The sequence below is a fragment of the Neobacillus niacini genome (genome assembly GCF_031457145.1).
Lineage (GTDB): Bacteria > Bacillota > Bacilli > Bacillales > Cytobacillaceae > Neobacillus > Neobacillus niacini_J.
The window spans coordinates 51,958-65,685 of record NZ_JAVDVZ010000014.1; the positions used below are offsets into that span (position 1 = coordinate 51,958).

A 13,728-nucleotide genomic window follows, 5' to 3' on the forward strand; every position below is an offset into this window, starting at 1 on the left:
ATTCATTGGTACACTTTTTGTCATTCAGTAGTAAAAACTATGTCAAGGATGTTACATTTCATTGGCCGTAATCAGTTTAGAGTAGTTTTCGAAGAATTCTCTACAAATGAAAAATGTCCAGGAACAACTATTTTATTGTTACGGACACTTTACTCAATTATTTTACAACATGCTCACGTACATTTTCTCTTCTCAGTAATTCCTTCACCAACTGATCAATTTTCTCAATCTCAGCAGAAGAATTCTTCCACCAGTTTCTGCTCCAGATTCTTTCAATTGTCCAGCCCCTGCTTTCTAGGAACCTTTGACGATATACGTCTCTTTCCTTAGCATTTGCTGAGCTATGGTACATGGCTCCATCGCACTCTATTCCCAAAATATATCTTGATGTATCATGGGGATGAACAATGGCCATGTCGATTCGGTAACCTGACATCCCTACTTGTGTTGTTACCTCGTATCCCAGGGTCCTTAGTTGAAAATAAACTTGCTCTTCAAACGGTGAATCAAAATGCAATTCCTTTTCCTGTACATGTGTATTTACATTTTCATTTACTTCTTGTACCACGGCGTTTATCTGGTCAACTTGGGAGTTTGATACAGCCTTTACATATTTTAAATAGGCTTTTAGTAATTTCGGTCCCATTTGAGAAGTGTTAGCAACATTTAACTCCTCAGGTTCAATGCTAGAAACAACCGTAATAGCTTCTTTTGCCCGAGTGACAGCAACATTCAGACGGTTTTCTCCACCTTTTTGATTTAACATCCCGAAGCGATTATAAACTTTGCCTTCTTCATTTTTTGCATAAGTAATGGAAAAGAGAATAATGTCCCTCTCATCACCCTGCACATTTTCAATATTTTTTACGAAGACTCGTTCATCAAGATCTCTCGTTAACATTTGATTATAAACGGAGCTGAATTCTTCGTCTTCACCTACTTGTTTATCAATCTGATCTTGTATTTTCGTTTGCTGCTTGGAGTTAAAGGTGATAATACCCACTGTTTTACCAGGTTGATTGATCAATATATCTTTAAGAATTGAAACAACCTCAATCGCTTCCACTTCATTTGATTGGTTTATCCACCTGCCATTGACTTTATGCCACTTAATCGCTGGCGGTTTTTTAAACGGAACAACATTTGGTGCAATTTGTACATGACCATTATAGAATGCATGATTGGAATAATTGATTAGCTCTTCATATTTAGAACGATAGTGCCATTGAAGGAGCTTTTCAGAAAATCTCCTTTTAGCTAAATTTAACAAGCTAATGGACTCATCGATATCATATTCTTCATCCTCATCATCCTCATTTACAAAAGAGGATTGAAACAGATTATAAGGTGGTAACTGTTTTTCGTCACCAGCGATAACCACTTGTTTTGCACGATAAACAGCAGGAATCCCACTTTCGACCGTACACTGGGATGCTTCATCAAATATGACTAAATCAAACAATCCATCTTTTAATGGAAAAATAGATGAAACAATTTCAGGTGAGGCTAACCATACAGGAAGGATATCTACAAGTCCATTACCTGCAGCTTTGAGGCCATTTCCCCTGTTCAATGTGTATTCAGCGGCTTTCGCGAGGGCATTTTTTCCATAAATTGAAACAACGTATTTCGTCTTTATCTTTATTTTTCCCTCTTTTGTATTTCCTCTGTCACGACAAAAGCAAGGTCGTCATTTCCAAATAAGGATAATACCCCCATAATAGTTTCATCCGTTACTTCACCGGCATCATCTTTTGGTACGGTTAATTCGATGGCTTCTCTCAATGCCGGGTTCGCGCTTTGGTTGGGATAGGCACGTAGATAGATTTCTTCAGGTTCGAGATCATGATTGATGCACCACTGCGCAAAGTCGAGGATCATCATCTTTTCTTGACCTTGGTAGTTTTCGATTATTTTTTCTTCCAATTCTTTCTGATTCATATAAATTCTCCTTTGAAGGATTTAAGAAGATTATTATACAGTGAAAACTGCAGGAATGAAAAAGGAAAATAGAAGGGATAAATATAGCTTTTATGAAGAATATCCTTTAAGGCGGGGGAGTTCAACAATAAGGCATTCATGAAGTGGAAGAAATGATCCTAATGCTGCATTTCTTTGGAGTCAAGAAGCATTGGGTGGGGAAAACAAGAGAACCGTCCCTTTGTTTCCAAATTTACTCCATTCAACTATTCCATTTTCTGTGTTATAGTTCAATATTGAACTATAACAATCAGATGAACGATTTTATTATTATTTCCTAAACTAAACGAAACAAAATAAAATGAAATTTAAATGAGGTTAAATATATGAGTGTATTAACGGTTACAGACCTAAACCACGGATTTGGCGATCGTACGATCTTTGATAATGTTTCCTTCCGCTTGTTAAAAGGTGAACATATAGCTTTAATTGGGGCAAACGGCGAAGGTAAATCGACGTTTATGAATATCATTACAGGGCAACTTCAGCCTGACGATGGAAAAATAGAGTGGTCAAAGCATCAACGAGTCGGTTATCTTGATCAACATACGGTTTTACAAAAGGGAATGTCAATCCGTGACGTATTAAAAACGGCTTTTCAATATCTCTTTGACGTTGAAACGAATATTAATACCATTTATGAAAAGATTTCAGACGTTACACCTGAAGAAATGGAAAAATTGTTAGAGGAAGTTGGTACATTACAAGACATATTAACAAATAATGATTTCTATATTATTGATTCTAAGGTAGAAGAAGTGGCACGTGGTCTTGGACTTGATGGTATAGGATTAGAAAAAGATGTTCATGATTTAAGCGGTGGGCAACGAACGAAGGTTTTATTAGCCAAGCTATTACTAGAGAAACCAGATATTCTTCTTTTAGATGAGCCTACAAACTATTTAGACGAACAACACATTGAGTGGTTAAGACGTTACCTGCAAGAATACGATAATGCTTTTTTATTAATTTCTCATGATATTCCCTTTCTTAATAGCGTTGCAAATGTGATCTACCATTTAGAAAATCAGAAATTAAATCGCTACGTGGGTGATTACAACCATTTCCTTATTGCCTATGAAGCTAAAAAAATACAAGTTGAAGCTGCCTATAAGAGACAACAATCAGAAATTGCTAGTTTAAAAGATTTTGTAGCCCGTAATAAGGCAAGGGCATCTACCAGCAGTCTTGCCATGTCGAGACAGAAAAAACTCGATAAAATGGATGTTATTGAAATAGCACAGGAACGACCAAAACCTGATTTCAACTTTAAAGAAGCAAGAACCTCAGGTAAATTAATTGTTGAGACGAAAGAATTTGTCATTGGGTACGATGAGCCACTATCAAAGCCGTTAAATCTTTATATAGAGCGTGGACAAAAAGTGGCATTAGTTGGAGCGAATGGGATTGGTAAGACTACACTCCTTCGTAGCATGCTCGGAGAAATAAGATCTCTTTCTGGTTCACTTGAACGCGGTGAACATCAGTATATTGGGTATTTTGAACAAGAAGTGAAAACGGAAAATCAAAACACGTGCATCGAAGAAATATCGAATACGTTTCCTCAGTTAAGCCAAGGACAGGTACGCGCTGCTCTTGCGAGATGTGGGTTAACTAGAAAACATATTGAAAGTAAAATATCCGTATTAAGTGGTGGAGAGCAAGCGAAAGTCCGGTTATGTAAGCTCCTTAACCAAGAAAGCAATATCCTTGTTTTTGATGAGCCAACCAACCATTTGGATAAAGATGCAAAAGCTGAGCTAAAACGAGCTTTGAAATCGTATAAGGGAAGCATGGTCCTTATCTCTCATGAACCTGATTTTTACCAAGATGTGGTAACAGATATTTGGGACGTAGAATCATGGACAACGAAAGCCATCTATACTTGAACGATCCGAGTAGGAGTCGCCATTTCTGACTACCCATATGAATAGTAAAAAAGGAGAGCCGATTACTCTCCTTTTTTCTTATATTCCATAAATCTTCAGTGAAACAAGATTTTACACGGCGGCATGCTACCTTCTTCATTTTATTGACAAATCGTTTAATTTAACTTAATCAATAATACCAAACAACTTCCCATAAATCCCCTTCCATCGTAGTTCGTTAATTCCATTGAAATGTCTCATCTAATTCAATCCCATTTAAAGAGTAAGTCAATATTTCTCTTAAACTCATCTCTTGTGGCTGATGCATTAAGTAGGTATATAATTGATAGAGGTTGTGGCTATGGAATGAGGATTTTCCATAGTTTTCTTGAAAGTTTTTTTTATAAAATTTACCATCGATGACAATTTTTTGCTGGCCGTTTTATGGGTTAGCGAAACATCTGTCTTTTCCAAATGGGCAATTAAGATTGATCCACCTCAAGCTGCCACTGCATGACCTCTGAATGGACACGATAATCCTGCTGCTCTAGTTATAAAAGTGAAACAGAAATATCTTGAAAATATGATTTAACGAGGTATCGTCTATTCCGCAGAAAATAAACTCCAGTTTCCGTGATTATGGGAAAGTAACGTTAATTCATGTAGTAAACCAGCAATATGAACCATCCTCATGTAATGGACATTGTATCCTCCAAAGTACATTTTTAAAAAAATGGCCTTGGTTAGCAGCAGTGTATCCACTTCCGGCATGTACTCTAAATAGGTGAAGCTGCGATTTCATGTTTCCTCATTAACGTAGCGATTGACACAAATTGCTCTTCATTACTTGGTTTAACAAGATATTCCCTGAATATTGATCTTTTTCGCAAATGACAATCGGTTGTCTAGCAACAATATATAGGACATTAAATCATTCATCATCACGCGACCGCCTAAATGACTTGTGGGTTCCTTGACGACCACATAATTTTTCACCAGTCCCCGACGATGGATGGCATGGACTTCTTGTACAAATTGCTTCGCGATAAAGTCATAGGTAATCAAATCTTCATCGATATCATTGGACCTCTTCACCAACTCCGGCAACTCATTCACATAACTAAGTAAACAAAACAAGTTGCGAATTGGAACTTAAAACAAAGCTTTCCATCTTAAATTCCCTCAATCAGTGACTGAACGATTTCAGGGAGATCAAAGATGTATTCCTCAATTAAAGTAATGATTTCAAAGGTCACTATCCACTCATACCATACGTTTTCGTTCCCGTATTGAGGTTTCGCCGTGAAAAAGGAATGTCCAAAATTAGAAGTGCCACTACCAGAAGTTTATCAAGATATGTAGATTTATAGAGTATAAGGTGCAGCTACCGCCTATTTCTAACAAAAGTGGTTATTATGGAGAGTTAGCAATTGCGAGTGAGTAAACCCAATAAAAAGTTACGTGGAACATTTTTGTAAATCCAAGAAAATCCGGGACTGACACAGGCACCGGATCTCTTTGATTTGTTTTCTAAGTGCGCAGAAATCTTAATTCCACTATCATTCATATAATATACCCGAAAATGTCTTTGTTTTGGATTGCAAACTCATCCAATGATACTTAGCCTCATATGAAGTTCGTGTTCCTCAGACTGGAGGTTTTCCCGCTCGCTTCCTTCAGCTTCCACGTCACCGTGGACACCCTTGCGTTAAGCTAGCCATTACTTCTACTTTCATGGGTCGGGACTCACACCCTATAGATTGCACCCATGCGGGGCGTACACTGAAAACGACCCAAGTGTGTTTGAGCACTTGGGTCGTTTTCGTTTAATCATAAAAGAACCTTAAACCAAAGGGCATGCTATTCCGTTCGAAGGAATCAAGCTTAACCGAAAATCGGAATCATGCTGAACTTTTGTCTTTTTGCAGTACCGTACCTAACCTACTTCTCCTTCAATTGCTTCAAAGGGTTTTAGTACTTGATCGATTGTTTCTTTATTCTCCGAAAACAAGTCGGAAGCATCTTTTTGATTCCCTCAATCCTTTTATTCTACAAAAACACCCCAACCATCAGAATAACCACCATGTGGTTTACTTAAGCTATTTAATTTATTCTGTATTTTAATTAATTCATTATAATTTAATAACATTCTTTTAGAGCAACAACATGCCCACTCTTCAGTTTCGTCGTCTTGCTCTAAGAAACAATTGAATCCTTCTTCTTTTAGTACTTGCGATAATTCTTCACCTGTTGCTTTATCAGGCACGGCAACAAAAAAGTCCACTGATTGTATTTTTTTAAAATCTAATCCATCTTTATATAGACTATGTAAAGCATCACCATCAGCATCATTTGGAAATTTCATTCGTTTTTCCTCCATATTCTAGTACATTCATTGTTTTCATTATAATTCACTTATATCTTTTCGACTAACCATAAATTTTTGTTGTTCAAAAAGATATATAGCCACAACGGCAATTCGGAAGGTACAAAAAAATAAATAAAATTTAATGTAGCCAAAATTGCCGCTACAGTTGAAATCTTTGATGATAACCATACTTTTTTTGATAAAATCATTGTCTTTATAGGTGAACTGCAGCAATTGGAAATAAAAACAGCTATGCAAAAAGTAGTTGATTTAGGTGGAGTTATCAAAAGTGGCGTTAGCAGCAAAACGCATTATTTAGTCATCGGTATTCAAGACAAATCTCTTGTATGTGAAGATGGTTTAAGCACCGAGGGGGAAAAAGCCTATGATCTTATTAACAAAGAGATAAATATAAAAGTTATTAATGAATCCCAATTTATGAGTTTGATTGGTTATTTATGAGAGAAAAGTAAGGTACCATCCCCCTGTGAATGGTACCTGGTTTTTCCACCAACGCGGACATTAGAGGGCTACAACTTTGATTTCTTTATTCTACAAATCTCGACATATACCGTGTGGTGGCACAAAATCTAGGTATTCTCGGTATTTCTTTCCGGCATAAAAGTCTACTACCTTTGGATTTATTTTAATCAATTGTTCATATACATCTTTCGCCCATTCTTTCCGCTGCAATGAATTCATATTATTTAACGTTAAATCATAGGGTTCAATGATAGTATCCTTGCTAAGTAATCCATATTTCGCTGAAATAATAAACCAATCATCATAAACCAACTGATTAATATATTGAGTAGCTTTTTTGAATAACTGGGACTCTTGATACATTTCGCCTGCAGGACATTTTAAGGGATTTTCGAGCATCCCTCCATTTAAGACTTTTCCTTTTGTGCTTTATTAATGCCTATATGTCTATAGTAGGTGGTAAATCAAATCCTAGTATTCCAATATTCAGTATCCTATTAAAAAAAAGTTCTGATAAAATTGATTGCGGACAGTAAAAGTCCCTTCCATAAGGTTTAATTTTCCAACCTTCAGCAATTGCTTTTTCTCCGCTCCTTTGACAATTAGTTACAACAAGATTTGCTGCATGGTTTCTAGAAATTCCTGTTTCTTGATAATACTTTGTAGCATTGGCAATTGAACGATAAATAATGTTATATATTTGGGATACCGAGAAAGATTCAAGAAGCCCATCTATAACAGCCAATGTCTTTTCTCCTGGAGAAAAACTGAACTTCACTTTTTCCATACTGTATAATAGGTACTCTAAAACTTCGCCCTGAGAAATTTTTTTCCACATTTCAAAACAGAAATCTTTATCTTTTATAAAGATATCAGATACTGGGTGCATGAGCCTATGAATTAAGGATTTAATATCACTATCTATAGGTTTGATGTTTAACGCATACCGCACATGATAAACATAGTACGTGCTCGGAAAATTCTCATCATCTTTAAAGGCAGAAATTGGAGAGGAAATATGTGGTCTGATAATTTGACGATTTGTTAGACTCAAAACAATCTCATTCTGAATATCATCAGTAGGACCTAGCTTATTCTTATACTCCTTAACAGGTAATATATATTCCATACTTTCATCTAGCCCTGCACGTAATAATACTGCCAAGTATAAAAGTTCTATTAAAGTAAGTTCTTCTTCCGGAAACATCGTTTCCTCATTTGGAAGATAAATGTTCAATATTAAGTTACTCTTTCTCTTATTCTCCCACTCCAATTTCAGTTTGCGATATTCATTGCAAGTATTACAAGGACAAAATTCCTCCTTTTGATGACCGCAATTTGGGCAAATTGGCGAAGATAAGATATTAGAGGTATTACGTGATTGGTATGTTTGTATTAATTTAGTCCCACAATAAATACATTCCGCTTCAAGAACAACCGGGGGAAACTCTTGAACCAATCTGCTAGGAATTAGTTTAATTTCAAACTTAGTAATCAATTGCTTAATGTTAGCTCCCTCATAATATTCATTTATAAGCCTCTCAAGTTGCTCCTCTGTTAAATGTTCAAGTTTACTCACGAAAATACACCTTCAATTTAATTATTCTATTAAAAAATTTAAAGTACTGGGACGGTTTTAAAATTTTCTATTGAATATAGCGATTGTCCCGGACAAAATGCATCAAAATCTCCGATAGAGGAGCAATTTCCCTGGCAGCCAAAATTAACAATGCTAAAGTCAATGGCAAGTAGCTACGTTTGTGGTTTCGCTCTAATCAATAAAGTGAAGTTTCTGTATAAACCTGGTATAACGGCTGTCATTCAGTTGTAAATTCCCTGGCAATCACTGATAACATTATTTCATCTCTGGCACATTTCTGGGGCTGCAATTATTATTTTTAATATTTTTTGCGAAAACCACTCTAACTTATGTCATTTATGACTTTCACTGTCTAAGAACCGTCCAGGTGTTTATCAATCATTTTTTTGCAATTTAGCAACTTTATTATAAAAGTATGTGTTAAATATAATCAAACATAAACTAATTTGCAACTATTTATTATTTCAAAATCACAAAAAGTTTATTTTTGAAGATAGAAAAAGACCTTTCCCATAATGTATATCTGCGTCAGCGGATATACGGGAAACGTCCTACCTACCAATGTATTTATCTAAAATTAGTGTCTAATTATTTAGAAAAATTAGCTTAATATATCAAAATTCAATTTTTTCTTTATTGAAGAGTTATGCATATTTACCTTTAAGGCATTCCAAACAAATGGCTTGTAAATTTTCTAGCGTATCATTTTCATGTTTAGAAAGCGGTTCAATGTGATCAATTACAATTTTAGAATCAGGTGCTTTAGCTCCGCATATCTGGCATGTAGAGTTATCTCTTTTTAGAACCTTGTATCTGTCTGAAGGTGAGATACCGCTTTCTTTTACCCTATAACTAACTGACCTTTCTCTTAAATAGGTATTTTCCATTACTGGTGTATTTTTAGGTTTATTTGTATTATATTTATCATCTTCTGAATTACTATTTTGTAAAAAATCAATTAGTGTAAGCAAAATAAAAATTTGCCTTTTTTGATTTGTATTCACCAACAAATGTTTTTGTAAGGTTTCTAGGTCAAATTCTTTTTTTAAGCAAACATTTAATGCCGATGGATTTAATATATTAATCAGCTTTTCTTTTTTTTCCTTTGTAATATTCCCTTCAGCAAGTTGACCTTTTATTATTTCTAAAAGATAAACTATTGTTTGTTGAATAAACTCTTCTATATTATTTGTTTCTAGAAATTCATCCAATCCAGCATGAACTAAATTATTTCGAAGATCTCTATACTTTAAATAACCAGCTCTTTCAAGCAACTTTTGATAGTTGACATTTAATTGATCACTTAGTTTTTTTAAGATATCTTTTGAAGGAATACCCCTTTTACCATTTTCCAATTGAGATAGATAAGGGGTGGAAACACCAGATAAGGATGATAAAGATTTTATCGTTAGACCTTGTTTGTGTCTTAATTCTCTTAAATAATTTCCAAAATCTTTAACATAGTCCATCTTTCTTCTTCCTTTCAGTTATCAACACAATACTTTGTATAGGAAATAATATAAAAATATTCTAAATTAAAATTTCTGTGGCGTAAAATGAGTTCCAAATTAATGAAATTCAAGAAGTTCAAAATGTTATAGATAGTTATTAAATACGTTATACTGCGAATATTATATAGTATTTGCAATGCTTTTAATTATTTACTGGTAGAATACATTATGCCATCCAAGCTATGCTTCTTGTTGTTTAAACTCAAGTTAGTTTCCCATACAACAATCTTTGTATTTTTAATTAGATTGTAGGAGCGGAAGAGCTAGAGCATATTTTATTTAATAAACTTCTGTATTTGGTGAAAAGTACCCCTTCAATATTCCTGAAAATTATTTATTATTACATTCATTATCCTTATGTGAATTATTTACTATATTGATCTTTACCCTGAATGTCCTGTATCAATTTGTGATGATTTTTTCTCTAATACTTCTACTATATCCTTAATATCAGCAGTCCATTTCATAAACGGCTTATCAAATCCTTGTAAATAATATAAAAAGAAATTGTATAAGTTCTTTTCCGACCAATCAATATTTATCCTATCTACCATTGTTTTAAATTTAATAATCTTATCTCTTGTTTCTTTACATAATATTTCACATGAATAAAAATCATATATTAAATAGAAATCTCGAGAAAGCAAAATAGTTTTAATCTTATTTTTATTTACTAAAACTTCATCAAGTAAGCCTTGAACTCTATTGTCAATATGTAAATTAATTAATTTTCTAACTCTTTTATATCTGTATTTTCTTTCTTTTGTTCCAAGATAGTATGAGATAGTTGCTAAAGTAAAATAATCATCTTTTTCATCAAGGAATCTCAATAATAAACTTTCTGGCAAGTCTTTGGGAATAAACTTTAAAAAGATAAATAAATTAAGTACTTCTATTCTTTTTTTCGAGTGATATTTAAGTAATTCAAGTGACTTCTTATATAACAAGTCAGTAATATCCTCACTTTTATCTTTTTCACTTAGATAGATAAATAATGATAGCTTTATATATTTTAAGATATTGGAAGTATTAATTGAGAATATAATTATATATTGAAATAAATCAATCAATTTAAAAAACATGTACTTTCTGATTGATAAATCTTTTTGTTCAATATCATTAACAATTATTTTAATTTTATTTTCAAAAAATTTTAAAACGAAACTAATTATTTTATGTTGTTCACTAGGATATTTTATTATTATTGTTTTTATCTCGTCAGTTAACTCCTGAATGATGTTATTTACAACTTTATAGTTATTTCCTTTATATTCATTCAATGTTCTACTAAAATTGATAAGTTTTAAACGAATTTTACTCTCCCATAAATTATTCCTTAGAAATGGTCTTCGTTCTAGCTGACTTTTTGATTCATTTATAGAAAGTCTATATCTAAAACTAGCTTCTTCTATCACTTTCTTAATGTAGAGAGCATGGGCTTCATCGTTAGAGAAAATAAAAACATCATCCATAAATCTAACAATCTCGTAATCAATTTTGTTAATTAATTTATTATTTCTTAATTCTGTATGGACAATTTTATCGATATTACAGAGAACAATTTCTGCTATGTATCTTGAAAATTCAGGACCTACTACTATTCCATTAGTTTCACCATAATTAGACGCTTGCAAAACTTTATCTAATATAGAGGAGATTCTCATATTATTCCTAAAATCTTTAGCTAATTTTATATCACCTAGATAAGACCAGTCGAGAGAGTGAGTATAAATATTATAAAAACAGTTTTGGAAATCAATTCTTAAAAGTTGACTATATTTAATTTCAAGCTTTTTTAAGAAGTTTGAATTGAAAAAATCATTTATTTTAGTAAACCTTCTTTTAATAAAATAGCTTGTAGGGACTGTAGATGATTCTTCTGATTCATCGCTTTCCTCGTTAAGAAGTGAAAGCAAATTTTTAGATATGGTATCATTGGTATTTATGTTTTTATTACTTATCTTATTGGGGTGTCTTAATGAGAAAATGGCATTTTGTTTAAAGTAGTTTATAATTTCCAAATCGTATTTTTCTATCACCTTTAACATATATAGTTGTGATAAAGGATGAATGAGACTTATTATCCTTGTACTAGATTCATTTTTATAAATAAGAAAATTAAACGGTTCTGTTTCTTCAATTTTCTTATTAAATAATTTATTAATTGAGTATTCATTCCAAATATCTATTTTTTCTCCGTCTAAAGAATTTAGAAATTCATATAAGTTATCATTGGAAAATATTAACGGTAATTCGAAAGGCAATACATCAGTTAAAATAAATCTACTTTTATTAATAATTTTTATTCTCTCCTCGTTAATTAATATGGTAATATTATACTGTAAGGTTAGGCGTCAGTATAGTTATTGTAGTTCTTTTTACATTGCTTACTTTTATTCATCATGAAGATTTTGCACTTATACTAAGTTAAACCTAACAGGTCTAAAAGAAATAATAACTAGTTAATATTTCTGACCATGTTGGATTCACACAACCCAAAATGTTCGCCTAACCCTACTTCATTTAGGAGATGTATTAATATTGAAATATCAACTAACAAAAGATTTATTAAAAAATTATTTTTCCACTCTATATGACCAATTAAAAACAGGAAATGACCGAGTTAGTAAGCAAAAATTCAATAAAATAAAAGAGCAAGAATTTAATTTAATACTAAAGAAAATAGATAATAGTTCATATAAATTTACCAGTTTAAAGGAAATTACTTTACCAAATAAAAGAAAAGTTTATATTCCTACAATCAGAGATAGGCTTGTTTTAGAATATCTAAAGGATAGAATTAAACAAAAGTATAGAATTGTATATCCAAATAGGGATGATATTATCAAATCACTTTTATTAAAGTTTGATTCTAAAATGGATTACTATATTATTAGGCTGGATATTAAACAATTTTTTGATTCTATACCTCAGAATATTTTACTTAGTAAAATCAAAGAAAAATCTCTACTTTCAGCTCATGAATATTATATTTTAAAGGAACTTTTTAAAAAAGTTAAAAGCGGAATACCTCAGGGATTAGCAATTAGTAATGTTTTGTCCGAAATTTATATGGAAACTTTTGACCATGAGCTTAAACAGATTCACAATAGAGTAAATTATTTCTGTAGGTATGTTGATGATATTATAATTGTTATTAATGGAACAATACCTGAAAAAGAAGTTAGCCTTATTAAAGAGAAAATTGAAATGATTTGCAGGGGTCATTACCTTCAAATAAATCGTAACATAGAAAAATATAAGTTTACATGTTTTCCAATTGCAAATATTAAAGTTAATGAAAAATATACTTTTAATTATCTTGGCTATGAGTTTCTATTGGAAAATAAAAAATTCAGCTCAACTATTTCAAAAGATAAAATAGAGAAATTTAAACAGAAAATATATTTTTGTTTTCAAGAATTTAAAAATAATCATAATTTTGAACTTCTTCTGACAAGATTGGATTTTCTAACAAAAAAGAATGCAGTTGTAAAAAGAGAACAATTTATTACAAAGAACAAAAAAATTAAATATAGAAACAAAAGAATTTGCTTCGGATTTATAGAAAATTATAATCTTATTAAAGATGAAGAAAAAAATAAAATTGCAAAAGATATTGATAATATCATTTTATCGGAAATAAACAGTATTAAATATATAATAAACTCCAAACTACTTAATCTAAATATTATAGATAAAAAAAGACTTTATAGCATATCTCTTTCTAGAAACATGGATAATTTTAATGCGATTTACCGCTATAAAAAAACTTTTTATATTGATAAATTAGTTTCTATAAATCCAACCTATACCCATTCTGCTCTACAACAAAAAGGATATAAAGAATTAACTAAATTGTATTTTAACTATTTGAAATAAGTAAATTAGGTATCCCAACAATGACTATAAGATTCA

Annotated in this window: 11 protein-coding genes and 1 pseudogene; 3 read left to right on the plus strand and 9 right to left on the minus strand. The window is 32.0% G+C overall.

What is annotated here, in order from left to right:
- Nucleotides 1–157 precede the first annotated feature (157 nt).
- A pseudogene (locus J2Y03_RS23720) lies at nt 158–1,612 on the minus strand (AAA domain-containing protein); the annotation flags it as partial.
- Nucleotides 1,613–1,641: 29 nt separating this feature from the next.
- Entirely contained in the window at nt 1,642–1,941 is a 300-nt protein-coding gene (locus J2Y03_RS23725; protein ID WP_310199105.1) for a hypothetical protein, read from the minus strand.
- 365 nt (nt 1,942–2,306) lie between these two features.
- On the opposite strand from J2Y03_RS23725, the gene J2Y03_RS23730 reads away from it, so the two are divergent.
- Entirely contained in the window at nt 2,307–3,869 is a 1,563-nt protein-coding gene (locus tag J2Y03_RS23730) for an ABC-F family ATP-binding cassette domain-containing protein (protein ID WP_310199107.1), read from the plus strand.
- Between the two features lie 582 nt (nt 3,870–4,451).
- Here the strand turns inward: J2Y03_RS23730 and J2Y03_RS23735 are convergent.
- From J2Y03_RS23735 to J2Y03_RS23745, 3 genes are all read right to left on the minus strand, one after another.
- Nucleotides 4,452–4,619 (minus strand): hypothetical protein, encoded by a 168-nt coding sequence (locus J2Y03_RS23735; RefSeq protein WP_310199109.1) that lies wholly within the window; start codon nt 4,617–4,619, stop codon nt 4,452–4,454.
- A gap of 81 nt (nt 4,620–4,700) precedes the next feature.
- Nucleotides 4,701–4,985, minus strand: coding sequence for a hypothetical protein (locus J2Y03_RS23740; RefSeq protein ID WP_310199111.1), 285 nt, complete (start codon nt 4,983–4,985; stop codon nt 4,701–4,703).
- 907 nt (nt 4,986–5,892) lie between these two features.
- Nucleotides 5,893–6,213: a ribonuclease E inhibitor RraB gene (locus tag J2Y03_RS23745; RefSeq protein WP_310199113.1), complete on the minus strand. Its 321-nt coding sequence runs from the start codon at nt 6,211–6,213 to the stop codon at nt 5,893–5,895.
- A gap of 174 nt (nt 6,214–6,387) precedes the next feature.
- On the opposite strand from J2Y03_RS23745, the gene J2Y03_RS23750 reads away from it, so the two are divergent.
- Nucleotides 6,388–6,678, plus strand: coding sequence for a BRCT domain-containing protein (locus J2Y03_RS23750; RefSeq protein WP_310199215.1), 291 nt, complete (start codon nt 6,388–6,390; stop codon nt 6,676–6,678).
- A gap of 90 nt (nt 6,679–6,768) precedes the next feature.
- Here the strand turns inward: J2Y03_RS23750 and J2Y03_RS23755 are convergent, their stop codons facing one another.
- From J2Y03_RS23755 to J2Y03_RS23770, 4 genes are all read right to left on the minus strand, one after another.
- Entirely contained in the window at nt 6,769–7,098 is a 330-nt protein-coding gene (locus J2Y03_RS23755) for a DUF6884 domain-containing protein (protein ID WP_310199115.1), read from the minus strand.
- Nucleotides 7,099–7,138: 40 nt separating this feature from the next.
- On the minus strand, nt 7,139–8,278 hold the full coding sequence (locus J2Y03_RS23760; RefSeq protein WP_310199117.1) for a hypothetical protein: 1,140 nt from the start codon (nt 8,276–8,278) through the stop codon (nt 7,139–7,141).
- A gap of 665 nt (nt 8,279–8,943) precedes the next feature.
- Nucleotides 8,944–9,768, minus strand: a complete 825-nt coding sequence (locus J2Y03_RS23765; protein WP_310199119.1) for a helix-turn-helix domain-containing protein — start codon at nt 9,766–9,768, stop codon at nt 8,944–8,946.
- Between the two features lie 425 nt (nt 9,769–10,193).
- Nucleotides 10,194–12,074, minus strand: coding sequence for an RNA-directed DNA polymerase (locus tag J2Y03_RS23770; RefSeq protein ID WP_310199121.1), 1,881 nt, complete (start codon nt 12,072–12,074; stop codon nt 10,194–10,196).
- A gap of 277 nt (nt 12,075–12,351) precedes the next feature.
- On the opposite strand from J2Y03_RS23770, the gene drt3a reads away from it, so the two are divergent.
- Nucleotides 12,352–13,692, plus strand: a complete 1,341-nt coding sequence (gene drt3a / locus J2Y03_RS23775) for an antiviral reverse transcriptase Drt3a (RefSeq protein ID WP_310199123.1) — start codon at nt 12,352–12,354, stop codon at nt 13,690–13,692.
- The last annotated feature ends 36 nt before the right edge of the window (nt 13,693–13,728 follow it).

What these genes read in the sequence shown, in the direction of transcription:
- J2Y03_RS23725 (WP_310199105.1), bottom strand. Translation starts at nt 1,941, where the DNA reads ATGAATCAGAAAGAATTGGAAGAAAAAATAATCGAAAACTACCAAGGT.
- J2Y03_RS23730 (WP_310199107.1), top strand. Translation starts at nt 2,307, where the DNA reads ATGAGTGTATTAACGGTTACAGACCTAAACCACGGATTTGGCGATCGT.
- J2Y03_RS23735 (WP_310199109.1), bottom strand. Translation starts at nt 4,619, where the DNA reads ATGCCGGAAGTGGATACACTGCTGCTAACCAAGGCCATTTTTTTAAAA.
- J2Y03_RS23745 (WP_310199113.1), bottom strand. Translation starts at nt 6,213, where the DNA reads ATGAAATTTCCAAATGATGCTGATGGTGATGCTTTACATAGTCTATAT.
- J2Y03_RS23755 (WP_310199115.1), bottom strand. Translation starts at nt 7,098, where the DNA reads ATGCTCGAAAATCCCTTAAAATGTCCTGCAGGCGAAATGTATCAAGAG.
- J2Y03_RS23765 (WP_310199119.1), bottom strand. Translation starts at nt 9,768, where the DNA reads ATGGACTATGTTAAAGATTTTGGAAATTATTTAAGAGAATTAAGACAC.